This is a genomic window from Nocardioides sp. T5 (genome assembly GCF_048161455.1).
In the GTDB taxonomy this organism is placed as follows: domain Bacteria; phylum Actinomycetota; class Actinomycetes; order Propionibacteriales; family Nocardioidaceae; genus Nocardioides.
The window spans coordinates 3354736-3378019 of sequence record NZ_CP182415.1 but is presented as its reverse complement, the minus strand read 5'-3'; the positions used below and the strand labels follow the sequence as shown (position 1 = coordinate 3378019).

Here is a 23284-nt window from a genome sequence, read left to right as displayed (position 1 = left end):
CGGGTGAGGCGGCCCCGACGGCGCAGCCGCAGGCTGGGGGGATGACACGCCTGGCGGAAGCGCCACGAGTGCCTGTCGAAGGCGCTGTCCTGCACGAGCCGCAGCAGGTGGTCGACGTCGCCCTGGGAGTGGCCGGTGCGGTCGTCGGCACCGGCGTGGCGCTGGGTCGTGCCGTCGTGGACCTGCCACTGCTGCACCAGCGGATGATCTGGCGCCCCCGCTTCGTCCCCGAGCGGTGGCAACCGGCCACGCTGCTCGAGGATGCGGCCCGGCACGGCGCCACCCGCCGCGCCGACCTGGTGCGGGCGGCGCAGGCGCTGCTCGACCAGTGGGCGCCCGTCGTCGTGGAGCGGGTGGTCTCCCGCCTGGACCTGACCGGGCTGGTCCTCCACCACGTCGCCCTCGACGAGGTCGTACGAGCAGTGGACGTCGACGCGGTGGCCGCCCGCCTCGACATCGATGCCGTGATCGGCCGGATCGACGTCGTCGCGATGGTCGAGGAGGTGATCAACGCCATCGACCTCGACGCGATCGTTGGACGGGTCGACCTCGACGCGGCCGTGGCGGGCGTGGACCTCGACGCAGCGGTGGCCGGCGTCGACATCGACGCCATCGCCGCCCGGCTCGACATCGACGCAGTGATCGCTCGTGTCGACCTCGTCGCGATGGTCGAGGAGGTGATCGAAGCCATCGACCTGCCCGCCATCATCCGTGACTCGAGCGGCTCCATGGCGTCGGAGACCATCCGTGGCGCACGGATGACGGGCATCTCGGCCGACGAGGCCATCAGCAGGAGCCTCGAGAACCACCTCTTCCGGCTCCGACGCAAGCGCGTCCCGCCCGAGGCGCCGCCGTGAGCGATCCGGAGATGCTGAGCGTCCCCCGCGAGGCGCGCTCCTACCAGGGCGCAAGTGCCGGTGTCGTCACGCGCGTGGCAGCGGCCGTCGTCGACGCCCTCGTGGTGGCTGCCGCGCTCGTCGGCTCGTACGCCGCTCTGGTCGGCGTCCGGTTCGTGCTCGAGCCACGCAGCTTCCGCATGCCCGACCCGTCGCTCCTGTGGTCGGTGACCCTCTTCATCGGTTACCTCGTGCTCTACCTGACCGTCGCGTGGTGGATGGCGGGTCGCAGCATCGGCGACCACGTCTGGGGGGTCCGGGTGACGTCGAGGAACGGCGGGCGACTGGGGTTGGTCCGGTCGTTCGCCCGAGCAGTGACGTGCGCGTTCTTCCCCGTGGGCCTGCTGTGGTGCGCCGTCGACCGCGACCGTCGGTCGCTCCAGGACCTGGCCCTCCACACCTCGGTCGCCTACGACTGGCTGCCCCACCCCTCCGCCCGGGGCGAGGGACGACACTGACCGGCCGGGCGTGCCGTCACCGGAGGAACGGTACGAGCGCCTCGAGCGAGTCAGTGGGCGTCTTGAGCGCGATGCCCGTCCCGATCGTGCGGAGCTTCCACACCGGTCCGTCGCGGTGCAAGCGCGCCATGACGAGGCCCGTCTCGCGGACCCCGAGCGTCAGGGTAAAACGCGCGAGCTCGGTGCCGTCGTGGTCGACGAGGCGGCAGTAGGCGTTGCGGATGAACTCCAGCGAGTGGCCCTGGTAGCTGCTGACCATGAACAGGATCGAGTCGACCCGGGGATAGACCCGATCCAGGTCCACGGTGATCACCTCGTCGTCACCCTCGCCCTTGCCGGTGGTGTTGTCGCCGAGGTGCACCACGGAGCCGTCACGGGTCGCGAGGTGGTTGAAGTACGCCAGGTCGAAGAACTGGTCTCCGGCGAACTGCACGGCCGAGGCATCGAGGTCGATCGGGGGTGCGCCGCTGCCGATGAAGCCGGCCGTGGGGGAGTGGTCCCAGCCGACGGCCATCTGCACGGTGGTCAGGCTCGACCCGTCCTCGTGGGTGAGGGTGAGCTCCTGCCCCTTGGCCAGCTCGATCACGGGTCGCTCCTCCGGTCGGGGACCCCTCGAACGTACAGCAGCGGGCCGTGTCAGCCGCCGATCACGAGCTCGGTGATGAGGCCCTCGGCGAGGGTGAAGCGGTAGTCGAGGTCGGCGACCCCGCCGGGGAAGTCGCCCTCCAGGCGGTTCACGGCGACCCAGCGGGTCTCGTCGATCCGCCGACCGCCGAGCAGCTCGGTGGTGTAGGTGAACTCCCCGCCCTGGTGGCGCAGGAAGTCGAGCAGCTCGGCGGTGCCACGGAACGTCTGCCCCTGGTCCTGGACGACGGCCGTGGGCGCGAAGGTCCGGGCGGCCGCGTCCACGTCGTGGGCTGCGTGGGCCTCGAGGAAGGCGCGGACAGTGGGTGGGAGCTGGGTGGGTGTGATGTCGGTGGTGGTCATGCGACCACCGTGCGGCGTACACCCGCGAGAGGGTCAAGCACTGGACTCTCCCTCGGGGGGAGGGTGCACACTGCGCGCATGCTGGCGATCGGCGAGTTCTCGCGACTGACCCACCTGAGCGTGCGCACGCTGCGCCGCTACCACGATGCGGACCTGCTCGTTCCGGCCACCGTCGACCACGCCACCGGCTACCGCTACTACAGCGTCGACCAGATCCCGACCGCCCAGGTCATCCACCGCCTCCGTGAGCTCGACGTCCCGCTGCCCGAGGTACGCCGCATCGTCTCCACGTCGGACCCTGACGCCCGCGCGGGCGTCGTCGCCGGGCACCTGCACCGCCTCGAGTCCGAGCTGGACCGGACGCGCGCAGCCGTGGCGTCGCTGCGCCGCCTGCTGGCTCCCGAGCCTGCACCCGTGCACGTCGAGCTGCGTGCCGTTCCTGCGACGGAGGTGGCGGCGGTCGAGGGCGACGTGGCCCACGACGAGGTCCTGGGTTGGTACGCCGGCGCGATGGCGGAGCTCGATGCCGTGGTCGCGGACCCGACCGGCGCCCCGGGCGGGGTCTACGACAACGCGCTCTTCGAGGTGGGCCGCGGCCACGTGCTGGTGCACGTGCCGACCCACGAGGCTCCCCGGTCCGGGCGCGTGCACTCCGTCGTGCTGCCGGCCGTCGAGCTGGCCGTCGCCACCCACGTCGGTAGCCACGACGACATCGAGGTCACCTACGGCGAGGTCGGCACGTGGGTGGTCGGCAATGCGCTCGCGGTCGCCGGACCGATCCGCGAGACCTACCTCGTCGGGCCGCGCGACACCGCCGACCCGACCCGGTGGCGCACCGAGATCGGCTGGCCCGTCTTCCGGGTGTCGGGCGGCTGAGGTGGCCCACCTGATCGACCCCGGCACGATCCGCATCGCGCCGCTGGCGCGCGAGCGCGCGGAGGACCTGGCCACCTGGCGCTACGACCCGCCGTACGACGTCTACGACCTCGCGGGCGCCGAACCCGACGAGCTGCTCGACCCCGCCCTCGGCTTCCACGCGGTGGTGGCGGGGGAGCGGCTGATCGGCTTCCGCTCCTTCGGCCCGGACGGGCAGGTACCGGGCTGGGACTACGACGACGCCGCGCTGGACACCGGCGGCGGCTGCGGCCCTCGCTGACCGGACAGGGGCGTGGGCTCGGGCGGGCGGTCATCTCGGCCGGGCTCGACTTCGGGCGTACGACGTTCGCGCCCGCGGCGTTCCGGGTGACGGTGGCGTCGTTCAACGCCCGGGCGCGCCGGACCGTCGAGTCGCTGGGCTTCGAACAGGTCGGCTCGTTCGCCGCGCTGCGGGACGGGCGGAGGTTCGACGTCCTGGTGCGGGTGGAGCGTCCTCAGACCTGACGGCAGTGGGTCGTCGGCGCGACCGCGTCCGGGTGCAGGATCCCCGCGAGCACCTCGACACCGTCCACGAGGCGCGGGCCGGGGCGGGCGAAGTGGCCGTCGGCGTCCACCGCCCAGACCGGCACGCCCGGGAACCGGTCGCGCACGTCCTGCGCGAGCGTCGTACTGCCCTCGAGGTCGAAGCCGCACGGGGCGCAGACCACGACGTCGGGCCGTGAGGCCACCGCCTCCTCCCAGGTGATCCGGCCCGAGCGGGTGCCTGCCACGCCGAGGGCCGGCTCGCCACCGGCGCGGGTGACCATCTCCGGGATCCAGTGCCCGGGCGCGAAGGGCGGGTCCGTCCACTCGAGCACCAGCACGCGGGGTCGCTCGAGACCGGCGACCCGGTCGGCGACCGCCGTCAGGCGCGCCTCGAGGCCGGCCACCACCGCGTCCGCCTCCTCGGCCTTGCCGGTGAGGCGCCCGACCTCGGTGATCGAAGCCAGCACGTCGTCGAGGGAGTGCGGGTCGAGGGTCGCCACCTCGGCGCGGCACCCCAGGTAGCCCAGCGCCTCGTCGACCGTGTCGACGTCCACCGCGCAGACCGCACAGAGGTCCTGCGTGACGACGAGGTCGGCGTCGAGCTCGGCAAGGGCCCCGGAGTCGAGCCGGTAGAGGTCCTCGCCCGCGGTCATCGCGGCGGCCACGAAGTCGTCGATCTCCTGAGGAGCGAGGCCCTCCGGCATCGCGGAGGTCGACACCACGCGCCGTTCGCGCGCCGCCGGCGGGTGGTCGCACTCGAAGGTCACCCCGACGACGTCGTCACCCGCCCCGACCGCGAACAGGATCTCCGTGGCGGAGGGGATCAGCGAGACGATGCGCATCCGGTGAGCCTAGAGGGACCTCTCAGGCCGGCGTCACCAGCAGCCCTTCCACGCACCGCGTGCGTGGCTGCGGGCGTGGCCGATGGCGCGCACGTACGCGCGGTGCCGCGCGACGGGCTTGCCGCCGTAGACGTAGGGGCGGGTGTAGCCGTCCCAGGCCTGCCGGAAGGACAGGTCGCCGTAGCCGCCCTTGCGTGCGACGTAGCGCAGCAGGCGGCCGTAGCGGTCCTTTGCCGCCTGGGTCCGGTCGGACGCGAGGTGCACGGTCGACCCGACCGGTGCGAGGCGACGCAGGTTGGCGGTGGCGGCGTCCGCGCCGCAACGACCCCGCTCGGGGGTGTCGATGCCGAGCATGCGGACCGAGACGTGCGCCCCGCCGCGCAGGCGGACGCGCAGGGTGTCACCGTCGGTGACCCGGACGACGTTGCCGGTCTCGCGGTAGGTCCGCTGGCCCTGCTGGGTCTGGTTCTGGGTCTGGGTCTGGCTGGTCCCGGTGTTGGCGAACTGCTGCGGCGCCGTGGTGCCCCGACCGATGCACGGGCACGGGTTGGACTCGCACGCGACGCCGTCGCCGTCGTCGTCGAGGCGGTGCGGGTCACCTGCGCCGGCGTTCAGGTAGAAGTTCTGGGCGGCGGCCTGGCTGGCGAAGTCACCGCAGTCGCGGTCGATGACGGCGGACGCCGGCGCCTGGGCCGTGACGCCGAGGCCCAGGGCGACGAGGGCGAGCGCGAGCGCGCGGACGAGCTGGTGGTGCATGTGTTCCCCCACGGAAGTCTTCGGTGCTGACACCGAAGCCTCACACCGGCGGGGCCCGCACGTGGGCGGAACGGGCCAAGTCGCCGTCGAGACCAGGCACGCCCCACCCCGACCGCCGGTGCCCCACACGACGGCGTGGCACGATCCGAGGCGTGGACGGATGCGTGTTCTGCCAGATCGTCGCGGGTGACCTGCCCGGTCACCTCGTGCTCGAGACCGACGACCTGGTCGCCTTCCTCGACACCCGGCCGCTCTTCAAGGGCCACGTCCTGCTCGTCCCGCGCACGCACCTGGTGACCTTGCCGGACCTCCCGGCGGCGCAGCGCGACGGGTTCCTCGCCGCCGCCCAGCGCCTCGCGACGGCGGTGAAGGACGCGCTCGGTGCCCAGGGGTCCTTCCTCGCGATCAACAACACGGTCAGCCAGTCCGTCCCGCACCTCCACCTCCACGTGGTGCCGCGCACCAAGGGCGACGGGCTGCGCGGCTTCTTCTGGCCCCGCACGAAGTACGCCGACGGCGAGGCGGCGGCGTACGCCGAGAAGCTGCGCGACGCGCTCGCGTCCGGCTGAGCGAGCGGCGGGCGCAGCCGGTCAGGAGCCGACCTGCTCCTCCTCGCGCGCCCGGGCCCCGCGCAGCGTCCACGTCCGGTCCCGGCGCCGGAGCGGGTGGCCCGTGGTCCAGGCGGCGAGCACGAGCGCCAGCGTGCCGATCACGACCCCGCCGAGCACGTCCACGAAGAAGTGCCACCCGAGGTAGACCGTCGACAGGCAGGTGAGCCCGGCGAAGACCCAGCCGGACAGCCGTACCCACCGAGGGAGCCGGATGAGCTCGGCGACCAGGCACGTGGTCACCGTGATGGCGACGTGCAGCGAGGCGAAGGCGGCGATGGTCTGGACCGCACGGGTGTCCCAGGGGCCCGCGAGGACGGCCACGCGGTCGTCGAGCAGCAGCTCCTGGACCCCGGTGTTGAAGGTGTCGGGCAGGTCCGCGAAGCCCTGCGGCGCCGAGTAGATCGGGCCGAGCGACGGGACGAGGTAGTAGACGCCGACACCGATCAGCCAGTTGAAGGAGACCGCGGTGACGTAGAGCTCGCCGGTGCGGGAGCGACGCGTCCACACGAGCGCGATCGCCAGCATCGCCGGAACGAGGCCGATCCACAGGACGTACACCCCCGACATCAGCCACGCCGCCCAGCCGGTGCCGAGCACCTGGTGCAGGACGTCGGCCGGGTCGTGACCGAGCCAGAGGAGACGGTCGGCGCGCGCGAGCTCGGTGTCCCACAGCCGGTCGGTGACGAACGGCAGGTATCCCTTGAGGTTGCGGAACGCGACGTAGGCGACGTACCAGGCGGCGAGCCCGACGACGGTGAACTGCACCTGGTCGCGGTTCCAGCGCTCGCGGACGACCGCGCGCAAGGCCGGCCAGGCGCCGACCGCGTCGCGCCGGATCGCGGCCACCCAGCGCGGGACCACGTCGAGCGCGACCGCGAGCAGCACGATCGCCGGCAGCCGCACCCAGGTGGGGATCGACACCCCGTCCGGGTCGCGCACCGGCAGGTCGTAGGCGGCAGCGACGAGCGCGGTGGCGACGGCCATCGCCGCTGCCACGGCGACGGCGCCACGAAAGCCCCCCCGTCCCATCCGTCCACCGTAGCGAGGTGGACCCGGATGGCGCATCGCCTGCACCCAACCTTCACGAGTTCTCGCTACGTGCGCCCACTACGCTCCGGACGACAAGCAGCCACCGAACCTGAGGAGTAAACGAGATGGGTCGATTCGACCGTCGCGTCGCCGTCATCACCGGAGCAGCGCGAGGCATCGGCTTCGGCATCGCGCAGCGCCTCGCGAGCGAGGGTGCCTCGATCGCCGTCCTCGACCTCGACGAGGCCGCCGCGCAGGAGGCTGCCGGCCGGCTCGAGCTGGCCGAGGGCGCCCGCGCCGTCGGCATCGGCTGTGACGTCGTCGACGCCGCCGCGGCCGAGGCCGCCGTGCAGCGGGTGGTCGACGAGCTCGGCGGCATCCACGTGCTCGTCAACAACGCCGGCATCACCCGCGACAACCTGCTCTTCAAGATGACCGAGGAGGACTGGGACCTGGTGATGAACGTCCACCTCAAGGGCGTCTTCAACATGACCAAGGCGGCCCAGTCCCGCTTCGTGGAGCAGAAGTACGGCAAGATCCTCAACCTCTCCAGCGTCTCCGCGCTGGGCAACCGCGGCCAGGCCAACTACTCCGCGGCCAAGATGGGCATCCAGGGCCTCACCCGCACCCTCGGCATCGAGCTCGGCCCGTTCGGCGTCACCGCCAACGCGATCGCTCCTGGCTTCATCGCCACCGAGATGACCGACGCCACCGCGCGCCGCCTCAAGATGGAGCCCGAGGAGCTGCAGCGGCTCAACGCCGAGGCGACGCCCGTACGGCGCGTCGGCCAGCCCGAGGACATCGCTGCGGCCGCGGCGTTCCTGTGCAGCGACGAGGCGTCGTTCATCACTGGTCAGACGCTGTACGTCGACGGTGGGCGCAAGCTGGGCTGAGCCCTCCCGGGCGTGATCCCGGCCACGGTCCCCGCTCGGGGGCCGTGGCCGTTTTGCGTCTCCATCGGTCGTCTGTCACCTTGGATGGCGGTCGAGAGACCCAACCGTCCCGGACTACGCCGAGTCCTGCCCGGCCGGGACGACCCCCGAGACACACCGGGGCAGGAGTGGGGGACCCACAGGTTCCACTGCCGGTCATCGACCGGCTCGGGGCGAAGCCGCCCAAGCTCTCAGCAGCACGACGGGAGCGCGGTGGCAGGGCACTTTCCAGCCCTAGCCCGACAGCTCACCTCACAGGCGTGGGAAAGGACGAACCATGCCTGCGACCCCTCACAAGGTACGAGCCCTCGCGCTCGCCCTCGCCGGGCTCGGCCTCACCGCATCGACGATGAGCGCCCTGCCTGCCAACGCTGCACCCAGCGGCAGCACTTCCGACAACACCTCCGCCACGACCACCACGACGAAGAAGACGGCGCGGGTCAGCGCCAAGCGTCGGGTTGCCAACCGGGTGCTCACTGCGCGCAACATCGCGATGGCCCAGCGCGGCGACGCCTACGCGTACGGCGCCGCCGGTCCGTCGAGCTTCGACTGCTCCGGCCTGATCCGCTACGCCTACAGCCGAGCGGGCATCGCCGTGCCGCGGACCTCGAGCGCCCAGGCCGGTGCTGCTCGTCGCATCGCGAAGAAGGACATGCGTCCCGGCGACCTGATGTTCTTCTACGGCAGCGGCGGCGTCTACCACGCCGCGATCTTCCTGCGCTGGTGCGCTGGTCGCGCGGGCACGCGCTGATGGTGCACTCCCCGCGGCCGGGCTCGCGCGTGCACGTCGCCGCTCCGTGGACCTCCGCGTGGTTCGGCGGGACCCTCCGCCGCGCCTGAACGGCGCCCGGATGCGGGTGACAGTGCAGGATTGGTAGGTCGTTCCTGCTGATCTACCCTGTGGCGCGCCTTCCCCGATCGGGAAGGCGCGGGGGGCCCCCCCCCCCCCCCCCCCCCCCCCCCCCGCCCCCAGACTTTCCTTGGCTCGACACCCCCGCTCGATCGGAGTCCCCCGTGCGTCACCGTCGCCACCCCTCGTCCCGCGCGATCGTCGCCACCCTGGCGGCGGCCACGCTGCTGCTCGCCGGCTGCAGCGGTGGCGACGACGACCCGGCGCCGAGCGCCTCGGCGTCCTCCGAGCCGACCGCCTCCGAGACGACCGAGGAGCCGCCGGAGCCGACGTACTGGCCCCTGACCGGGCTCGAGCGCAAGGCTGACGCCCCCCGGCACCCCGTCGTGGTGACCAAGGTCGACAACACCTCCTCCAGCGCCCCTCAGGTGGGTCTCGGCTCGGCCGACCTCGTCGTCGAGGAGCTCGTCGAGGGCGGCTACACGCGTCTCGCCGCGTTCTACTACTCGAAGGTTCCCGCCAGCATCGGCCCGGTCCGCTCGATGCGCGCCAGCGACATCGGGATCGTGCCCGAGGGTGCGACCGTCGTGACCAGTGGCGCGGCCCCGGTCACGATCCAGCGCGTCAACGGTGCCGGCATCCCCTGGATCACCGAGGGCGACGCCGGTGTCTACCGCGAGACCACGCGCTCGGCCCCCTACAACCTCTTCGCCCGCCTCGGCGACATCGCCAAGCGCCTCAAGGCCGAGGAGGAGCCGCCCCCCTACCTGCCGTGGGGGGACGAGGCCGACCTGCCGAAGGGTGCGAAGGCCAGCACGCTCACCGCGGACTTCGGCGCGCACTCCACGAGCTGGCAGTTCCAGAAGGGCGGCTACGTCAACACCGACTCCTACGCCGCCGAGGGCGACCAGTTCCCCGCCGACTCCGTGCTCGTGCTGCGGGTGCGCGTCGGTGACGCGGGCTACCGCGACCCGGCGGGCTACCCGGTGCCCGAGACCAAGTTCGAGGGCAAGGGCTCGGCGCTGCTCTTCCACGGCGGTCGGGTCGTGAAGGGCACGTGGAGCAAGGACGGCCTCAAGGGTCCGATCGAGCTCTCGACCAAGCGAGGCGAGCTCACCGTGCCCGCGGGGCACGTGTGGGTCGAGCTCGTCCCGGCCGTCAACGGCAACGTCACCTTCGCGAAGTAGTCCCGGCGTCGAACGGGCTCGCCCGTAGCGCTCCGGCGTCCTCCTCGAGCAGGCGCTGGAGGCCTGCCAGGATGATGCCGACCGCCGTCTCGACCCGCTGGGCTGCCGCCGCGGGGTCGTCGCTGACGGCGACCGAGCCGCCCGCTGCCGACATCGCCCCGAAGAAGATGCGGGTGAAGGTGTCGAGCATCGCGTCGTCGAGCCGGGCGTCGTCGAGGGCGCCGCCGTCGGCGGTCAGCACGGACCGCACGATCTCGTCCACGATCGCGTACGTCGAGCGCTCCTCCTGCTCGCGGTAGCGCTCGTGACCGAGCACCGAGGGTCCGTCGGACACCACGACCTGGCGGTAGCCCGGCTCCTGGACTGCGGCGAGGAAGGCGCGCAACCCGGCCCGCGCCTTGTCCCACGGGTCGCGGTGACCCTCGGTCGCCTGCGCGATGCCGGACGTGGCCCGTGACTCCACGCGCTCGAAGGCGGCCTCGAAGATCGCCTGCTTGCCGCTGAAGTGGTGGTAGAGCGCGCCCTTGGTGACGTCGGCGCCGGCCGCGATCGCGTCGAGCGAGGTGGCGGCGTACCCGTGCTCGGTGAAGAGCTGTTCGGCCACCTCGACCAGCGCCCGCTTGGTCGCGTCGGAGTAGCGCTGCCGGCCGCGGTTCTCCATGGCCCGCAGCCTAGGTGACCCCGGCGCGGTCGAGGGGGCGTCGCCGGGGTGGTGTGCCGTGACCCGAGGTCGGCCATAGTGGAGGCATGCAGCTCGCTTCGGGGATGTTGCTGGTGGCGACGCCGGCACTGCAGGACCCCAACTTCGCCGACACGGTCGTGCTGCTGCTCGACGTCACGGAGGAGGGTGCGCTGGGCGTGGTCCTCAACCGCCCCTCGCAGATCATGGTCGCCGACGTCCTCGAGCCGTGGCGCGACGTGGTGGCCGAGCCGGAGGTGCTGTTCCGCGGGGGACCGGTCGGCACCGACGGCGCCCTGGCCGTCGGGGCCCTGCGTGACCCGCAGGACCCGCCCGTGGGGTGGCGTCCGGTCGCCGGGTTGCTGGGCATGGTCGACCTCGACACCCCGACCGAGCTCGTCGACGGCACGCTCAGCGCGATGCGGGTGTTCGCGGGCTACGCCGGCTGGGGTGCTGGTCAGCTCGACGGCGAGGTCGAGGAGGGCAGCTGGTACGTCGTCACGAGCGAGGCCGCCGACGCCTTCCGCGACGACCCGGGCGAGCTGTGGCGCGACGTGATGCGGCGCCAGCCCGGCATGCTCGCCTGGCACGTGAACCGCCCCGTCGATCCCGACATGAACTGATCTCCGCGTTAGGCTTGCCCATCATGAGCACCATCGGATTCTCCCCGGGCACCCAGACGATCGAAGAGCGTCAGACCGTCCCGACGGACGAGGGAGACCACGAGCGGTTCTCGCACTTCGTGCCCAAGGACAAGCTCACCGAGGCGATGGTCATGGGCACGCCCGTCATCGCGCTGTGCGGCAAGGTCTGGGTGCCGTCACGGGCCCCGGAGAAGTACCCGGTCTGCCCCGAGTGCAAGGAGATCTGGGACTCGATGAAGTCGGGCGACAAGCCCGGCGGCGGGTCCGGCTCGGACGGCTCGGGTCCCGAGGCGTGACGGCGCGGCCTGACGCGCCGCTGCCCCCCGCGTGGCCCGACCGGGCCGCCTGGGGCACCGCGCCCTCCCTCCGTGCCTGGCAGCAGGCGGCGGTGGACAAGTACCGCGCCGCGCAGCCGCAGGACTTCCTCGCGGTCGCGACCCCGGGCGCCGGCAAGACGACGTTCGCGCTGACGGTCGCGGCCGACCTGCTCAGCCGCCGCGTCGTCGACCGGATCACCGTCGTCGCGCCCACCGAGCACCTCAAGACCCAGTGGGCCGAGGCCGCGGCGCGGGCGGGCATCCCGATCGACCCCACCTACTCGGCGGGCAAGGGCCGCACCTCCGACGACTACGTCGGCATCGCCGTCACCTACGCCGGTGTCGCGGTCAACCCGCTCGCCATGCGCATCCGCACGGAGCGCTTCAAGACGCTGGTGATCCTCGACGAGATCCACCACGCCGGAGACGCGCTGTCGTGGGGCGAGGGCGTGCGCGAGGCGTTCGACCCGGCCACCCGGCGGCTCGCCCTGACCGGTACGCCGTTCCGCTCCGACATCAACCCCATCCCGTTCGTCAGCTACGCCCCGGGCGAGGACGGCATCCCCACCTCGGCGGCCGACTTCACCTACGGCTATGCCCACGCCCTCTCCGACCACGTCGTGCGCCCGGTGCTGTTCATGGCCTACTCCGGGGAGATGCAGTGGCGCACCCGCGCCGGCGACGAGGTCGTCGCCCGGCTGGGGGAGCCGCTCACCAAGGACATGCACGCCCAGGCGCTGCGTACGGCCCTCGACCCCCGCGGGTCGTGGATCCCCGCGGTCCTCGAGGCGGCCGACAAGCGCCTGTCGGAGGTACGTCGCCACGTGCCCGACGCCGGCGGGCTGGTGATCGCCGGCGACCAGGAGACCGCGCGTGCCTACGCCGCGCTGCTGAAGAAGATCACCGGCGAGTCGCCGACCGTCGTGCTGTCGGACGAGAAGGGCTCCTCGAAGAAGATCGAGAAGTTCACCGCCTCCGAGGACCGGTGGATGGTCGCCGTCCGGATGGTCTCCGAGGGCGTCGACGTGCCGCGCCTGGCCGTCGGCGTGTGGGCGACCACCGTCTCGACGCCGCTCTTCTTCGCCCAGGCGGTCGGCCGCTTCGTCCGCGCGCGGTCCCGCGGCGAGACGGCGTCGGTGTTCCTGCCCTCGGTCCCGCACCTGCTGGAGTTCGCCTCCGACATGGAGGCCCAGCGCGACCACGTGCTCGGGCGCCGCGTGCAGGACGAGGACGACATCTTCGCGGCCGAGGACGACCTCCTCGCCGCAGCCAACTCCGAGGAGGGCGCCTCCGACGAGCTCGAGATGTCGTGGGAGGCGCTGGGCTCCACCGCGTCCTTCGACCACGTGCTCTACGAGGGCGCGCAGTTCGGCCACTCCGGCGAGGTCGTGTCCGGCTCCGAGGAGGAGATGGACTTCCTCGGCATCCCCGGCCTCCTCGAGCCCGACCAGGTGCGCGAGCTGCTGCACTCGCGCCAGAGCGAGCGCGCTCGCAAGCAGAAGGCCGACGGCGTGGGCGACCGGGTCGTGGACTCGGTGCAGGAGCTCAGCACCCACCAGCAGCTGGGAGTGCTCCGGCGCGAGCTCAACGGACTCGTCGCCGCCTGGCACCACCGCACGGGGCAGGCGCACGGCATCACCCACAACGCGCTCCGCAAGGAGTGCGGCGGCCCGCCGGCCGCGGTGGCCAACGCCGAGCAGCTGCACGAGCGGATCAACCGGATCCGCGAGTGGGCCGTGCGCAAGACCTCCTGACTTTCCTGCCATATTGAGGGCGTGCCCTCCGAGACCTCCCAGACGCTGGACCGCGGTCTGCGGGTGCTCCGCGTGCTGGCGGAGAGCCCCGAGGGGCTGACGGTCACCGAGCTCTCGCACCGGCTCCAGGTCAACCGCACGGTCGTCTACCGGCTGGTCAGCACCCTGGAGCAGCACGGGCTGGTCCGCCGCGACGCGCGCTCACGGCTCTTCGTCGGTCTCGGCGTGCTGCACCTGGCCAGCGGGGTGCAGCCGCTGCTGCGTGATCTCGCCATGCCGGTGCTGCGGAGGCTCGCGGAGTCGCTCGGCTCGACCGCCCACCTCACGGTGGCCGACGGCGAGGAGGCGCTCGCGCTGGCGGTCGTCGAGCCGTCCTGGACCGACTTCCACGTCTCCTACCGGGTCGGTGCCCGGCACCCGTTGACCCAGGGCGCGGCGGGCAAGGCCATCGGGCTGGTCGACGTGGACGAGGCGGCGTACGCCGTCACGAGCGGCGAGCTCCAGACCGGCGCCCGCGGTCTGGCCGCCCCGGTGCGCGGGGTCGACGGCCTCCGCGCCAGTGTCGGCATCGTGACCCTCGACGGCGCCATCGACGAGGACGTCGTCGCGCCGCAGGTGATCGCTGCTGCGGCCGAGGTCGCCCAGCGGCTGAAGTGAGGGCAGCGGTTCAGATGAGGGCAGCGGCTCAGGTGAGGGCAGCGCGGGCGAGCGGCACGACCCGGTAGGGGATCTGGGTCGCGAGCGCGATCACGGTCGTCGACCGGTCGATCCCCGGCTCGGTGAGCACCAGGTCGATCACCCGCTGCAGGTCGGCGTTGGAGCGCGCGACGACGCGGGCCCACATGTCGCCGGCGCCGGTGATCGTGAAGGCCTCGAGCACCTCCGGGATGCCGGCGAGGTGGGCGGCGACCGCGTCGTGGCCGCCCCGGTCGGCCGAGCCCTGGCGGATCTCGAGGGTGAGGAAAGCGGTGACGGGGTAGCCGATCGCCTCGGGGGAGAGGTCGGGCCCCCACCCGGTGATCACGCCCGCCGCGACGAGCTTGTCCAGGCGCGCCTGCACGGTGCCCCGGGCGATGCCGAGCCGCCGGCTCGCCTCCAGCACGCCCAGGCGGGGCTCGCTGGCGAACAGGTCGATCACCTTGCCGTCGATCTCGTCCATCGGCGCTCCTCGACTGTGCAGATTGTCCGACGTTTCGACGTACTGTTGCACATCTTGCCGCGACTGGGCAGGGTTCGGCCCATGACGACTGACATCGCCTCGACCGGTGGCGCCCTGACCGTGGACGAGATGAAGGCCGACCTCTCCCTCGAGCAGCTGCGCCAGCTCGTCGGCCTCGTGGAGTACGACGCCGACGCCGACCCGTTCCCGGTGACCGGGTGGGACGCGATCTGCTTCGTGGTCGGCAACGCCACGCAGGCCGCCCACTACTACGCCTCGGCCTGGGGGATGGACCTCATCGCCTACTCCGGCCCGGAGAACGGCAACCGCGACCACAAGTCGTACGTGCTCAAGTCGGGCTCCATCAAGTTCGTGCTGAGCGGCGCCGTCGCGCCCGACAGCGACCTGATCGCCCACCACGCCAAGCACGGCGACGGCGTCGTCGACATCGCCCTCGAGGTGCCCGACGTCGACCAGTGCATCGCCCAGGCCCGCAAGGCCGGCGCGACGGTCCTCGTCGAGCCGGAGACCGTGGCCGACGACCACGGCAAGGTCCGCATCGCCGCCATCGCGACCTACGGCGAGACCCGCCACACGCTCGTGCAGCGCACCGTCGACGGAGAGACGTACGCCGGCCCCTATCTCCCCGGCTACGTGGCCGTCGAGCCGCGCTGGGACAAGAAGGCCGACCAGCCGAAGCGGCTCTTCCAGGCCCTCGACCACATCGTCGGCAACGTCGAGCTCGGCCGGATGGACGAGTGGGTCACCTTCTACAACAAGGTGATGGGCTTCGTGAACATGGCCGAGTTCATCGGTGACGACATCGCCACCGACTACTCCGCGCTCATGTCGAAGGTCGTCGCCAACGGCAACCACCGCGTCAAGTTCCCGCTCAACGAGCCCGCCATCGCGAAGAAGAAGTCGCAGATCGACGAGTACCTCGAGTTCTACAACGGCCCCGGCGCGCAGCACCTCGCGCTGGCGACCGGCGACATCCTCGCCACCGTCGACGCCCTGCGCGCCAACGGTGTGGAGTTCCTCAACACCCCCGACTCCTACTACGAGGACCCCGAGCTGCGCGCCCGCATCGGGGAGGTGCGGGTGCCGATCGAGGAGCTGAAGAAGCGCGGCATCCTCGTCGACCGCGACGAGGACGGCTACCTCCTCCAGATCTTCACCAAGCCGCTCGGTGACCGGCCCACGGTGTTCTTCGAGCTGATCGAGCGACACGGCTCGCTCGGCTTCGGCAAGGGCAACTTCAAGGCGCTCTTCGAGGCCATCGAGCGCGAGCAGGACGCCCGCGGCAACCTCTGACGCCCGGCGCCGATCACCCGCCGCCGAGCGGTGGCCCACCCACATTCCGTACGCCGGAAATGTCGGTGGGCCACCGCTCGCGGCGTCTTGCCGGCGTGTCGTCGTACGAGCGGTGGATGAGGCACGTTTCGCAGCCCGGGAACGTGTCTCACGCACCGCTCGAGCGCGGCCCAGCGGCCATTGACATATCGAAAAACGTTGCCCTATCGTTTGTCGACAACATCGACCATCGATAAGCCAGGGGGACCGTCATGGACGGCACGCGCAGCAACGACCCGCTCAGGATCCTCGAGGTGCTGGTCGGCCTGGTGGTCACCGTGATGGCGATCCTGGCAGTTGCCACGGTGGCCGGCACGATCTTCGGTACCGGCTCGATCCCGGGGGTGAACGCCGAGGTCTGCGCCACCGGTTCGGGCGACCAGCCGGCCTTCCGCAGGGGAGCGGGTGACACGACCGGGCCGGCCGACCTCCGCGACGGCATCACCTGGCGCGTCGACGAGGTGCAGGTCTGCGACCCCGACCCCGACGGCGCCACCCGAGCCCTGGGCGGCGCCGGCCTCGTGGTCTGGGTCGGCGGTCCGATGGTGTTCTTCGTGATGCTGTGGCTCTTCCTGCGACGGGCCCGGCGCGAGGGGGTCTTCGCCGACCGGGTGCCCGGACAGCTGAGGACCCTCGGGCGGATCCTCCTCATGTGGGCCGCGCTCGACTTCGTGCTGTCGGGGTGGGTCAACGCAGCGCTGCTCAACCGGATGACCGACAGCACCCTGATCCTCACCGCGACGGTGCCGTGGCTCCCGGTGCTCCTCGGCATCTCCCTGCTGGCGCTGGCGCGCGTGATGGGAGAGGCCGTCGGCATGCGCCGCGACGTGGAGGCCACCATCTGATGGCGCGGCGCACGCAGCCCGAGGCCGAGGCCGACGAGGCGCACGGCGTCACGGTCCACCTCGACGCGGTGCTGGCCGACCGGGGGATGACGCTGACCGAGCTCGCCGACCGGGTGGGCGTCACCGTCGTCAACCTCAGCGTGCTGAAGAACGGTCGCGCGAAGGCGGTGCGGTTCAGCACGCTCACCGGCATCTGCCGGGCGCTGGAGTGCCAGCCGGGAGACATCCTGCGGGTGGACTGACAGGCTGGGCGCCATGATGATCCGACCGGCCGAGCTGGCCGCGATCAAGGCCGGGGTGGTCGACCTCGCGTTCCGCCGGTGGGCCAAGCCCCGCGTCGTCGTCGGCACCCGGATGCGCACGGGCGTCGGGGTGATCGAGGTGACCAGCCTCGAGCAGGTCGGCGTGTCGAGCCTGCGCGCCGAGGACGCACGCCGGGCCGGTGCGCCTTCGCTCGCGGCGCTCCGGGAGGCCCTGGCAGCCCGCCCGGAGGACCCCGCCTGGCGGATCGGCCTGGCGTACGCCGGTCCCGACCCGCGCGAGGCGCTGCGGGCCGCCGTGCCGGACGCTGCCGAGATCGCGGCGATCAACGCCCGGCTCGACCGCCTCGACGCGGCCTCGTCGTACGGCGCATGGACGCGGGAGACGCTCGACCTGATCGACCTCAACCCGACCGTCCGCGCGCCCGAGCTCGCCGCCCAGGTGGGGCGCGAGACGGCGGACTTCAAGAAGGACGTGCGCAAGCTCAAGGAGCTCGGGCTCACCGAGTCGCTCGCCATCGGCTACCTGCTCTCGCCACGCGGGCAGGCGGTGGTCGACGCCGGACTGCCGGAGCCCCGGGTGCGCGAGCCCCGGCAGGCGGGCACGCCGTTGCCGAGGACCATTGGTGCGCCCGCGACACGGGCCCTGCGTGCGGTGGAGGTGACGACGCTCGAGCAGGTGGCGTCCTACTCCGCAGCGGACCTGGCCGCGATGCACGGCGTCGGACCGATGGCGATCAGCCGGCTGCGCGAGGGGCTGGCCGAGCAGGGCCTGGCCCTGACGGGGGAGTGACCGCGCGGGCTCAGTGGACGAGCAGCCCCACGCCGAGGGCGCCCATCACCACGGCGATCGCGGAGTCGAGCACGCGCCACGCCTTGGGGCGGGCGAACAGGCCGCGCAGCAGCCGGGCGCCGTAGCCGAGCCCGAAGAACCACAGCACGCTGGCGACGAGGGTGCCGGCGAGGAACCACCAGCGGTCGGCCGCGAAGCTGTTGGCCACGGTGCCCAGCATGAGGACGGCGTCGAGGTAGAAGTGCGGGTTGAGCCAGGTCAGGGCCAGCGTCAGCAGCACCGCCCGGCCGGGGGTGAGGGCCGTCGCCTCGCCCGCCTCCAGCGCCGTCGGGCGCCATGCCCGCATCGCGGCGTGCACGCCGAAGGCGATGAGGTAGAGCCCACCGAGCACCTGGGCCACCGGCAGGACGGCGGGCCACCGCTCGAGCACGACCCCGAGGCCGGCCACGCCCGCCGTGATCGCGACGACGTCCGAAACCAGGCAGGTCAGCACGATCGGCAGGACGTGCTCGCCGCGGATCCCCTGCCGGAGGAGGAAGGCGTTCTGCGCGCCGACGGCGACGATGAGGGCGAGTCCGGTGAGCAGACCGGTGAGAGCAACCTGGAACATGAGGACCACGCTAGGTCGCTGAGTGTGTTCAATCCAGCGAACGATTCTGAGGAATCATTAGAATGTCTCATTATGAAAGACATCACCCAGCTGGACCCTGTGGCCCTGCGCACACTGGCCGTCGCGGTCCGCCTCGGCACGTTCGAGGCGGCCGCCCGCGAGCTCCATGTCACCCCGTCCGCCGTGAGCCAGCGCATCAAGGCGCTCGAGACGCGGATCGGCCGCGTCTTGCTGCACCGGGTCAAGCCGCTGGAGCCCACCGAGGCCGGCCTGGTGCTGGTGCGGCTCGCCACCCAGACCGAGCTCCTGGAGCGGGAGGCCGTCGCCGAGCTCGTCGAGGAGGCCGACGCCGGCGGCACGACGTACGCCTCGCTCCCGATCGCGGTCAACGCCGACGCGCTCTACGGCTGGTTCGTCGACGCGCTCGCCGAGGTGCAGTCGCGGCACCGCGTGGTGTTCGAGGTGGTGCGCGAGGACCACACCCGCACCGCGGAGCGCCTGCGGCGCGGTGAGGTGGTGGCGGCGATCACGGGCGAGCCCAAGCCGGTGCCGGGGTGCCGCGTGGTGCGCCTGGGCCGGCTGCGCTACGCCGCGGTCGCGACCCGCGACTTCCACGGCACTCACTTCGCCGACGGTGTCGGGTCCGGTGCTCTGGGGGAGGCGCCCATCGTGGCCTTCGACCGCAGCGACTCGCTCCAGCACGACTTCATCCGCCGGGTGACGCGCCGCCACCTCGCGCCCCCGGTGACGTACGTGCCGTCGGTGCGCGAGTTCGACCGGGCGATCCGGGTCGGCATGGGGTGGGGCCTGCTGCCCGAGTCCGACGTCGTCGACGAGCTCGACCGCGGCGAGCTCGTCGAGCTCGTGCCGGGCCGGCGGCCCGAGGTGCCGCTGTTCTGGCAGCACTGGCGGCTGGGGTCGGCGCTGGTCGACGACCTCACCGACGCGGTCGTGGGCGCGGCCCGCGGTTGGATGTCCGGCTGACGCACCGGCGCCGGCCGCCCCGACGAGATCCGTGATTCCCCTGACAGGCCCCGGAGCCGGTCCTAGGCTCCGAGCGAGATCGAGCACGGAGCTCGTCACGACCTGATCGGGGAAACCCCAGTGGCACGTCGTCGAAGCGCATCGTGGGCCGCCGCGCTCACTGCCGGTCTGGCGCTGACCCTCAGTGCGTGCGGGGGCTCGGGGGAGGCCGCCGCGACCAAGGGCGACGACTTCCTGCTCGAGGGCGAGCAGCTCGAGGCGATCGACAGCCAGGTCGCCAAGATGGGCATCGTGGAGTGGCACGGCCAGCTCCTCACCAAGAACCCGGACAACGGCGGCAGGCGCATCTTCGACCTCGACGGCCGGTACAGCCCCTCCACGGGCTACAGCGAGCTGTCGATGGACTCCGCGATCGACGGCAACGTGCAGCAGGTCGACTACCTCGTCGTCGCCGGACGCACCTACTTCAACAGCGAGGTGTGGGGACCGAACGCCGCCGACTGCTGGGCCGACATCACCGAGGACCAGTCCCGCAGCTGGGCGCTGCCGACCGACCTGGACCCGACCTGGCCGGTCACCGCGGCACGGGCGGTCCGGCTCGCGGGGGACGGCGTCGCCGTCGGCGTGCCCGCCAAGGCCGTGCTGACCGGCATGCCGCGGGGGCTCTTCCCGACCGTGCCTGCAGCGCTCGACGACATCGAGGCCAGGGCGGTCGTCACCCCGCACGGTCACCTGATCGAGGTCGGCGTCGACGTCCTCAACATGTGGAACGCGCTCCCCGAGGAGCAGCTCGCCGCCATCGAGACCCGCAAGGCGGGCTGGTGGGCGATGACGATGAAGGAGTCGCCGGACGGCTCGAGCATCACGCCGCCCCGCCACGTCTTCGACCCCGCCGTCACCCCGCCCAGCCAGTGCAAGCGGGGCTGACCCGCCGGGCGCAGCGCCCGCGCTAGAGCACCTTCGAGAGGAACGACTGCGTCCGCTCGTGCTGCGGGTTGGCGAGCACCTCAGCCGGGTCGCCCTCCTCGACGATCACGCCGCCGTCCATGAAGACGAGCTTGTCGCCGACCTCGCGGGCGAAGCCCATCTCGTGGGTGACGACCATCATCGTCATCCCCTCGGTCGCCAGGTCCTTCATCACGGCCAGGACGTCGCCGACCAGCTCGGGGTCGAGCGCTGAGGTCGGCTCGTCGAACAGCATCATGTCGGGCTGCATCGACAGCGCCCGGGCGATCGCGACGCGCTGCATCTGGCCGCCCGACAGGTGGGCGGGGTAGGCGCCCTCCTTCTCGGCGAGCCCGACCTTCTCGAGGTTGGCACGCGCGATCTCGACCGACTCGTCCTTGTGGCGCCCGGCGACCTTCTGCTGCGCGATGGTGAGGTTGCGCAGCACGGTCATGTGCGGGAAGAGGTTGAACTGCTGGAAGACGATGCCGATCCGGGCGCGCAGCTTGTCGACGTCGGCGTCGGGGTCCGTGATCTCCACGCCCTCGACGAAGATCCTGCCCTTGGTGGGGATCTCCAGCAGATTGACGCAACGCAGCAGCGTCGACTTGCCCGAGCCGGAGGGGCCGATGACGCAGACCACCTGCCCGTGGCTCACGTGGAAGTCGATCCCCTTGAGCACCTCGTTGTCGCCGAAGTACTTGTGCAGCTGCTGGACGTCGATCGCGGCGTCGCTGCGCTCGGTGCTGGTGGTGGTCTGCTCGGCGGTCATCAGCGGGCCCTCTCGGCGCGGCTCTCCATACGGCGTACGACGATCGACAACGGCACCGTGATCAGCAGGTAGCACAGGCCGATCACGATGATCGGGGTCAGGTTGGACGAGGTGTTCATGCCCTCGCGGCCGAACTTGGTGAGCTCGTACTGGCTCAGCGACAGACCCAGGATGTAGACCAGCGAGGAGTCCTTGGTGAGCAGGATCAGCTCGTTGGTCAGCGGCGGCAGGATGATCCGGAACGCCTGGGGGACGACCACGCTGATCATCGCCCTGCTGTGGGACATGCCCAGCGAGCGCGCCGCCTCCATCTGCCCCTTGGGCACCGCCTGGATCCCGGCCCTGATCGTCTCGGCCATGTAGGCGCCACCGACGAGTCCGAGGGCCAGGGTGACGATGCCCAGGTTGCCGAAGGGGATCTCGTACGCCGGGAAGGCGAGGCTGAAGCCCACGCTCAGCGCGATGAACACGACCAGCGCGGGAAGGCCGCGGAACAGCTCGATGACCCCTGTGGCGATCCAGCGGTACGGCCCCACGCTCGAGAGGCGCATCAGGGCCAGGACCAGCCCCAGCGCAAGCCCGAACGTGAAGCCGCACGCGGTGTAGATGATCGTGTTCTTCAGCGCCACCGTGATGACGTCGGGGAACTGGGCCTTGACCACGTCCCAGTCGAAGAACGCCCGCTGGAGCTGCTTCCAGTCGGCGAGGAAGAAGATCGCCACGAGGGCGGCGACGAGGACGGCGTACTGGACGTAGCGCCACCGCGCGGCACGCTGTCGTGGACTCGCCATGGTTCAGGTCACCTTCTGCTCGGGGTCCGCGGACTGGGTGGCGAGGGGGTCACTCGCTGGGAGCCGTGCCGAACCACTCTTCGTAGACCGCGTCGTACTCGTCGCTGGCGATCGCGTCGTTGATGATCGTGAGCAGGTCGTCGTTGCTGTCCTTCTTGACCGAGAAGCCGTAGCTCTCGCCGGTCTTGAACTCGTTGACGACCTCGACGTCGGGGTTCTCGCTGACGAAGTAGTTGAGCAGGCCGTTGTCGTTGACGCCGGCGTCGGTCTTCCCCGTCTTGACGGCCTGCTGCATCAGCGCGGAGTCCTCGAAGGAGACGATCTTGGTGTCGTCCGGCGCGTTCTCACGAACGTAGTCGGCGCCGGTGGTGCCGTCCTGCACGGCGACGGACATGCCGGCGAGGTCGTCGAGCGAGGTGATCCCGGAGCCGGCCTTGGTCATCAGGGCCTGGGTGGCCTCGAAGTACGGGTCGCTGAAGTCCATCACGGCCTCGCGCTCGTCGGTGATCGTCATCGCTCCTGCGGAGACGTCGCACTGGCCGGTGTTGAGCGCCTCGCCGGAGACGATGGTCTCCCAGCCGATGTCGACGACCTCGGTGTCCCAGCCCTCGGCGTCAGCGGCGATCTTGAGCACGTCGGGGTCGAAGCCGACGACCTCGCCGCCCTCGGTGAACTCGAACGGCTCGTAGGGCAGGTGGGTGCAGATGGTCAACGTTCCGCCGTTGATGAGAGTGGCGCCCGACTCGGTGGTCGTGCTGGTGTCATCCTTGGCGCATCCCGCAGCAGTCAGGGACAGGGCGACGGCGATTCCGGTGGCAAGAGCTCGAGTCTTCATGGGTTCACCCTAGACCGGTGTGACGCGGCACTCACGCAGGCATACTCCGCGGTGTGCCCACCTACGTCGCCTTCCTGCGCGCGATCAACCTCGGCGCGAAGCGCAAGTTCCCCAAGGACGCCATCCGGGCGGCCACCGAGGCCGCGGGCGGCACGGACGTCGAGACCTACATCAACACCGGCAACGTGCGCCTGACCCACCCCGCCCGCTCGGTGGCCAAGGTGCGGCAGGCACTGGAGGAGGCCTACGCCGCCGAGGCGGGCTTCGAGGTCCCGACGATCGTGTTCACGACCCGCGACCTCGCCGCGCTCACCGCGCGCGCCGAGGAGCTGCACGCCGAGCACGACCCCGCCGGGCAGCACTACGTGACGTTGTACGCCGCCGCGCCGCCCGCCGCGGCCGTCGAGGCTGCCCACGCGCTCGAGCACGACGGCGAGGTGGTCGTCGTCGACGGGCGCGCGGCCTACGTGCTGCTCGACGGCAACATCCACACCTCGAGGCTCCTCGCCTTGAAGGAGCTGGCGGCACTCGGGCTGGGCACGGCGCGCACGGTCAAGGTGCTGCGCACCGTCACCGAGAAGTGGTGCTGATGCC

The 23284-nt window shown here is 71.6% G+C and carries 31 protein-coding genes and 1 riboswitch; of the genes, 20 read left to right on the top strand and 11 right to left on the bottom strand.

Going from position 1 to position 23284, the window contains the following annotated elements; translation table 11 throughout:
* Window positions 1–68 precede the first annotated feature (68 nt).
* Both ACNKF0_RS16500 and ACNKF0_RS16495 read left to right on the top strand, forming a co-directional pair.
* Window positions 69–857, top strand: a complete 789-nt coding sequence (locus ACNKF0_RS16500) for a hypothetical protein (RefSeq protein WP_416953850.1) — start codon at window positions 69–71, stop codon at window positions 855–857.
* Window positions 854–1354 (top strand): RDD family protein, encoded by a 501-nt coding sequence (locus ACNKF0_RS16495; protein WP_416953848.1) that lies wholly within the window; start codon window positions 854–856, stop codon window positions 1352–1354. The genes ACNKF0_RS16500 and ACNKF0_RS16495 overlap by 4 nt, the downstream gene beginning before the upstream one ends.
* A 16-nt stretch (window positions 1355–1370) precedes the next feature.
* Here ACNKF0_RS16495 and ACNKF0_RS16490 read toward each other — a convergent pair whose 3' ends face one another.
* Window positions 1371–1940: a TerD family protein gene (locus ACNKF0_RS16490; protein WP_416953846.1), complete on the bottom strand. Its 570-nt coding sequence runs from the start codon at window positions 1938–1940 to the stop codon at window positions 1371–1373.
* A 50-nt stretch (window positions 1941–1990) separates the two neighbouring features.
* Window positions 1991–2341: a nuclear transport factor 2 family protein gene (locus ACNKF0_RS16485; protein WP_416953844.1), complete on the bottom strand. Its 351-nt coding sequence runs from the start codon at window positions 2339–2341 to the stop codon at window positions 1991–1993.
* 78 nt (window positions 2342–2419) lie between these two features.
* Here ACNKF0_RS16485 and ACNKF0_RS16480 point away from each other — a divergent pair, with 78 nt between their 5' ends.
* The 3 genes from ACNKF0_RS16480 to ACNKF0_RS16470 all read left to right on the top strand — a co-directional run bounded on the left by ACNKF0_RS16480 (window position 2420) and on the right by ACNKF0_RS16470 (window position 3721).
* Window positions 2420–3217, top strand: coding sequence for a MerR family transcriptional regulator (locus ACNKF0_RS16480; protein ID WP_416953842.1), 798 nt, complete (start codon window positions 2420–2422; stop codon window positions 3215–3217).
* Window position 3218: 1 nt separating this feature from the next.
* Window positions 3219–3497 carry a hypothetical protein gene (locus tag ACNKF0_RS16475; protein ID WP_416953840.1) on the top strand — a complete coding sequence of 93 codons (279 nt, stop codon included), beginning with the start codon at window positions 3219–3221 and terminating at the stop codon, window positions 3495–3497.
* Between the two features lie 86 nt (window positions 3498–3583).
* Window positions 3584–3721, top strand: a complete 138-nt coding sequence (locus tag ACNKF0_RS16470) for a hypothetical protein (protein ID WP_416953838.1) — start codon at window positions 3584–3586, stop codon at window positions 3719–3721.
* Here the strand turns inward: ACNKF0_RS16470 and ACNKF0_RS16465 are convergent.
* Together ACNKF0_RS16465 and ACNKF0_RS16460 are read right to left on the bottom strand one after the other, a co-directional pair.
* Complete coding sequence (locus ACNKF0_RS16465; RefSeq protein ID WP_416953836.1) at window positions 3712–4584, bottom strand: cobalamin-binding protein; 873 nt, start codon at window positions 4582–4584, stop codon at window positions 3712–3714. The two genes, ACNKF0_RS16470 and ACNKF0_RS16465, sit on opposite strands and share 10 nt — an antisense overlap.
* Window positions 4585–4617: 33 nt before the next feature.
* Window positions 4618–5340 carry an excalibur calcium-binding domain-containing protein gene (locus ACNKF0_RS16460; protein WP_416953834.1) on the bottom strand — a complete coding sequence of 241 codons (723 nt, stop codon included), beginning with the start codon at window positions 5338–5340 and terminating at the stop codon, window positions 4618–4620.
* 152 nt (window positions 5341–5492) lie between these two features.
* Between ACNKF0_RS16460 and ACNKF0_RS16455 the strand changes: the two genes are divergently transcribed.
* Complete coding sequence (locus tag ACNKF0_RS16455; protein ID WP_416953832.1) at window positions 5493–5909, top strand: HIT family protein; 417 nt, start codon at window positions 5493–5495, stop codon at window positions 5907–5909.
* Window positions 5910–5930: 21 nt separating this feature from the next.
* Here the strand turns inward: ACNKF0_RS16455 and ACNKF0_RS16450 are convergent, their stop codons facing one another.
* On the bottom strand, window positions 5931–6980 hold the full coding sequence (locus ACNKF0_RS16450; protein ID WP_416953830.1) for a phosphatase PAP2 family protein: 1050 nt from the start codon (window positions 6978–6980) through the stop codon (window positions 5931–5933).
* 125 nt (window positions 6981–7105) lie between these two features.
* Between ACNKF0_RS16450 and ACNKF0_RS16445 the strand changes: the two genes are divergently transcribed.
* From ACNKF0_RS16445 to ACNKF0_RS16435, 3 genes are all read left to right on the top strand, one after another.
* Window positions 7106–7873 carry an SDR family NAD(P)-dependent oxidoreductase gene (locus tag ACNKF0_RS16445; RefSeq protein WP_299931914.1) on the top strand — a complete coding sequence of 256 codons (768 nt, stop codon included), beginning with the start codon at window positions 7106–7108 and terminating at the stop codon, window positions 7871–7873.
* 107 nt (window positions 7874–7980) lie between these two features.
* A riboswitch (cyclic di-AMP (ydaO/yuaA leader) is annotated at window positions 7981–8186 on the top strand.
* Window positions 8187–8189: 3 nt separating this feature from the next.
* Window positions 8190–8663 carry a C40 family peptidase gene (locus tag ACNKF0_RS16440; protein WP_416953828.1) on the top strand — a complete coding sequence of 158 codons (474 nt, stop codon included), beginning with the start codon at window positions 8190–8192 and terminating at the stop codon, window positions 8661–8663.
* A 263-nt stretch (window positions 8664–8926) separates the two neighbouring features.
* Window positions 8927–9949 carry a DUF3048 domain-containing protein gene (locus tag ACNKF0_RS16435; protein WP_416953825.1) on the top strand — a complete coding sequence of 341 codons (1023 nt, stop codon included), beginning with the start codon at window positions 8927–8929 and terminating at the stop codon, window positions 9947–9949.
* On the opposite strand, the gene ACNKF0_RS16430 is transcribed toward ACNKF0_RS16435, so the two are convergent.
* On the bottom strand, window positions 9933–10610 hold the full coding sequence (locus ACNKF0_RS16430) for a TetR/AcrR family transcriptional regulator (RefSeq protein ID WP_416953823.1): 678 nt from the start codon (window positions 10608–10610) through the stop codon (window positions 9933–9935). The two genes, ACNKF0_RS16435 and ACNKF0_RS16430, sit on opposite strands and share 17 nt — an antisense overlap.
* A gap of 86 nt (window positions 10611–10696) precedes the next feature.
* On the opposite strand from ACNKF0_RS16430, the gene ACNKF0_RS16425 reads away from it, so the two are divergent.
* The 4 genes from ACNKF0_RS16425 to ACNKF0_RS16410 are packed head-to-tail and all read left to right on the top strand — an operon-like array spanning window position 10697 to window position 14000.
* The gene (locus tag ACNKF0_RS16425; RefSeq protein ID WP_299931922.1) at window positions 10697–11251 is read left to right on the top strand and encodes a YqgE/AlgH family protein; all 555 of its coding nucleotides are present in this window, start codon (window positions 10697–10699) and stop codon (window positions 11249–11251) included.
* A 23-nt stretch (window positions 11252–11274) separates the two neighbouring features.
* Window positions 11275–11568, top strand: coding sequence for a DUF3039 domain-containing protein (locus tag ACNKF0_RS16420; protein WP_299931924.1), 294 nt, complete (start codon window positions 11275–11277; stop codon window positions 11566–11568).
* Window positions 11565–13343: a DEAD/DEAH box helicase gene (locus ACNKF0_RS16415; RefSeq protein ID WP_416953820.1), complete on the top strand. Its 1779-nt coding sequence runs from the start codon at window positions 11565–11567 to the stop codon at window positions 13341–13343. Before ACNKF0_RS16420 ends, ACNKF0_RS16415 begins: the two co-directional genes overlap by 4 nt.
* 21 nt (window positions 13344–13364) lie before the next feature.
* Entirely contained in the window at window positions 13365–14000 is a 636-nt protein-coding gene (locus tag ACNKF0_RS16410; protein WP_416953818.1) for an IclR family transcriptional regulator, read from the top strand.
* A gap of 28 nt (window positions 14001–14028) precedes the next feature.
* On the opposite strand, the gene ACNKF0_RS16405 is transcribed toward ACNKF0_RS16410, so the two are convergent.
* Window positions 14029–14502: an Lrp/AsnC family transcriptional regulator gene (locus tag ACNKF0_RS16405; protein ID WP_416953816.1), complete on the bottom strand. Its 474-nt coding sequence runs from the start codon at window positions 14500–14502 to the stop codon at window positions 14029–14031.
* A gap of 81 nt (window positions 14503–14583) precedes the next feature.
* Between ACNKF0_RS16405 and hppD the strand changes: the two genes are divergently transcribed.
* From hppD to ACNKF0_RS16385, 4 genes are all read left to right on the top strand, one after another.
* Window positions 14584–15816 carry a 4-hydroxyphenylpyruvate dioxygenase gene (gene hppD / locus ACNKF0_RS16400; protein ID WP_299931930.1) on the top strand — a complete coding sequence of 411 codons (1233 nt, stop codon included), beginning with the start codon at window positions 14584–14586 and terminating at the stop codon, window positions 15814–15816.
* A 251-nt stretch (window positions 15817–16067) separates the two neighbouring features.
* Window positions 16068–16700 carry a DUF2975 domain-containing protein gene (locus ACNKF0_RS16395; protein WP_416953814.1) on the top strand — a complete coding sequence of 211 codons (633 nt, stop codon included), beginning with the start codon at window positions 16068–16070 and terminating at the stop codon, window positions 16698–16700.
* The gene (locus ACNKF0_RS16390; RefSeq protein WP_416953812.1) at window positions 16700–16942 is read left to right on the top strand and encodes a helix-turn-helix domain-containing protein; all 243 of its coding nucleotides are present in this window, start codon (window positions 16700–16702) and stop codon (window positions 16940–16942) included. The genes ACNKF0_RS16395 and ACNKF0_RS16390 overlap by 1 nt, the downstream gene beginning before the upstream one ends.
* A 13-nt stretch (window positions 16943–16955) precedes the next feature.
* Window positions 16956–17753 (top strand): hypothetical protein, encoded by a 798-nt coding sequence (locus ACNKF0_RS16385; RefSeq protein ID WP_416953810.1) that lies wholly within the window; start codon window positions 16956–16958, stop codon window positions 17751–17753.
* A 10-nt stretch (window positions 17754–17763) separates the two neighbouring features.
* Here the strand turns inward: ACNKF0_RS16385 and ACNKF0_RS16380 are convergent, their stop codons facing one another.
* A complete protein-coding gene (locus ACNKF0_RS16380) occupies window positions 17764–18363 on the bottom strand; it encodes a LysE/ArgO family amino acid transporter (protein ID WP_299931936.1) in 600 nt (199 codons plus the stop codon).
* 72 nt (window positions 18364–18435) lie between these two features.
* Between ACNKF0_RS16380 and ACNKF0_RS16375 the strand changes: the two genes are divergently transcribed.
* On the top strand, window positions 18436–19347 hold the full coding sequence (locus tag ACNKF0_RS16375) for a LysR family transcriptional regulator ArgP (RefSeq protein ID WP_416953808.1): 912 nt from the start codon (window positions 18436–18438) through the stop codon (window positions 19345–19347).
* Window positions 19348–19467: 120 nt separating this feature from the next.
* Window positions 19468–20274 carry a hypothetical protein gene (locus ACNKF0_RS16370; protein WP_416953806.1) on the top strand — a complete coding sequence of 269 codons (807 nt, stop codon included), beginning with the start codon at window positions 19468–19470 and terminating at the stop codon, window positions 20272–20274.
* Window positions 20275–20296: 22 nt separating this feature from the next.
* On the opposite strand, the gene ACNKF0_RS16365 is transcribed toward ACNKF0_RS16370, so the two are convergent.
* The 3 genes from ACNKF0_RS16365 to ACNKF0_RS16355 are packed head-to-tail and all read right to left on the bottom strand — an operon-like array spanning window position 20297 to window position 22690.
* Complete coding sequence (locus ACNKF0_RS16365) at window positions 20297–21064, bottom strand: amino acid ABC transporter ATP-binding protein (protein ID WP_416953804.1); 768 nt, start codon at window positions 21062–21064, stop codon at window positions 20297–20299.
* On the bottom strand, window positions 21064–21855 hold the full coding sequence (locus tag ACNKF0_RS16360; protein ID WP_416953802.1) for an amino acid ABC transporter permease: 792 nt from the start codon (window positions 21853–21855) through the stop codon (window positions 21064–21066). Before ACNKF0_RS16360 ends, ACNKF0_RS16365 begins: the two co-directional genes overlap by 1 nt.
* 49 nt (window positions 21856–21904) lie before the next feature.
* Window positions 21905–22690: a transporter substrate-binding domain-containing protein gene (locus tag ACNKF0_RS16355; RefSeq protein ID WP_416953800.1), complete on the bottom strand. Its 786-nt coding sequence runs from the start codon at window positions 22688–22690 to the stop codon at window positions 21905–21907.
* A gap of 53 nt (window positions 22691–22743) precedes the next feature.
* Here ACNKF0_RS16355 and ACNKF0_RS16350 point away from each other — a divergent pair, with 53 nt between their 5' ends.
* Window positions 22744–23280 (top strand): DUF1697 domain-containing protein, encoded by a 537-nt coding sequence (locus ACNKF0_RS16350; protein ID WP_416953798.1) that lies wholly within the window; start codon window positions 22744–22746, stop codon window positions 23278–23280.
* Window positions 23281–23284: the final 4 nt, after the last annotated feature.

Excerpts from the sequence above, each read along its gene's own strand:
- ACNKF0_RS16485 (WP_416953844.1), bottom strand. The coding sequence starts at position 2,341 with ATGACCACCACCGACATCACACCCACCCAGCTCCCACCCACTGTCCGC.
- ACNKF0_RS16480 (WP_416953842.1), top strand. The coding sequence starts at position 2,420 with ATGCTGGCGATCGGCGAGTTCTCGCGACTGACCCACCTGAGCGTGCGC.
- ACNKF0_RS16465 (WP_416953836.1), bottom strand. The coding sequence starts at position 4,584 with ATGCGCATCGTCTCGCTGATCCCCTCCGCCACGGAGATCCTGTTCGCG.
- ACNKF0_RS16460 (WP_416953834.1), bottom strand. The coding sequence starts at position 5,340 with ATGCACCACCAGCTCGTCCGCGCGCTCGCGCTCGCCCTCGTCGCCCTG.
- ACNKF0_RS16450 (WP_416953830.1), bottom strand. The coding sequence starts at position 6,980 with ATGGGACGGGGGGGCTTTCGTGGCGCCGTCGCCGTGGCAGCGGCGATG.
- ACNKF0_RS16445 (WP_299931914.1), top strand. The coding sequence starts at position 7,106 with ATGGGTCGATTCGACCGTCGCGTCGCCGTCATCACCGGAGCAGCGCGA.
- ACNKF0_RS16440 (WP_416953828.1), top strand. The coding sequence starts at position 8,190 with ATGCCTGCGACCCCTCACAAGGTACGAGCCCTCGCGCTCGCCCTCGCC.
- ACNKF0_RS16430 (WP_416953823.1), bottom strand. The coding sequence starts at position 10,610 with ATGGAGAACCGCGGCCGGCAGCGCTACTCCGACGCGACCAAGCGGGCG.
- ACNKF0_RS16425 (WP_299931922.1), top strand. The coding sequence starts at position 10,697 with ATGCAGCTCGCTTCGGGGATGTTGCTGGTGGCGACGCCGGCACTGCAG.
- ACNKF0_RS16420 (WP_299931924.1), top strand. The coding sequence starts at position 11,275 with ATGAGCACCATCGGATTCTCCCCGGGCACCCAGACGATCGAAGAGCGT.
- ACNKF0_RS16405 (WP_416953816.1), bottom strand. The coding sequence starts at position 14,502 with ATGGACGAGATCGACGGCAAGGTGATCGACCTGTTCGCCAGCGAGCCC.
- hppD (WP_299931930.1), top strand. The coding sequence starts at position 14,584 with ATGACGACTGACATCGCCTCGACCGGTGGCGCCCTGACCGTGGACGAG.
- ACNKF0_RS16395 (WP_416953814.1), top strand. The coding sequence starts at position 16,068 with ATGGACGGCACGCGCAGCAACGACCCGCTCAGGATCCTCGAGGTGCTG.
- ACNKF0_RS16390 (WP_416953812.1), top strand. The coding sequence starts at position 16,700 with ATGGCGCGGCGCACGCAGCCCGAGGCCGAGGCCGACGAGGCGCACGGC.
- ACNKF0_RS16385 (WP_416953810.1), top strand. The coding sequence starts at position 16,956 with ATGATGATCCGACCGGCCGAGCTGGCCGCGATCAAGGCCGGGGTGGTC.
- ACNKF0_RS16380 (WP_299931936.1), bottom strand. The coding sequence starts at position 18,363 with ATGTTCCAGGTTGCTCTCACCGGTCTGCTCACCGGACTCGCCCTCATC.
- ACNKF0_RS16375 (WP_416953808.1), top strand. The coding sequence starts at position 18,436 with ATGAAAGACATCACCCAGCTGGACCCTGTGGCCCTGCGCACACTGGCC.
- ACNKF0_RS16365 (WP_416953804.1), bottom strand. The coding sequence starts at position 21,064 with ATGACCGCCGAGCAGACCACCACCAGCACCGAGCGCAGCGACGCCGCG.
- ACNKF0_RS16360 (WP_416953802.1), bottom strand. The coding sequence starts at position 21,855 with ATGGCGAGTCCACGACAGCGTGCCGCGCGGTGGCGCTACGTCCAGTAC.
- ACNKF0_RS16355 (WP_416953800.1), bottom strand. The coding sequence starts at position 22,690 with ATGAAGACTCGAGCTCTTGCCACCGGAATCGCCGTCGCCCTGTCCCTG.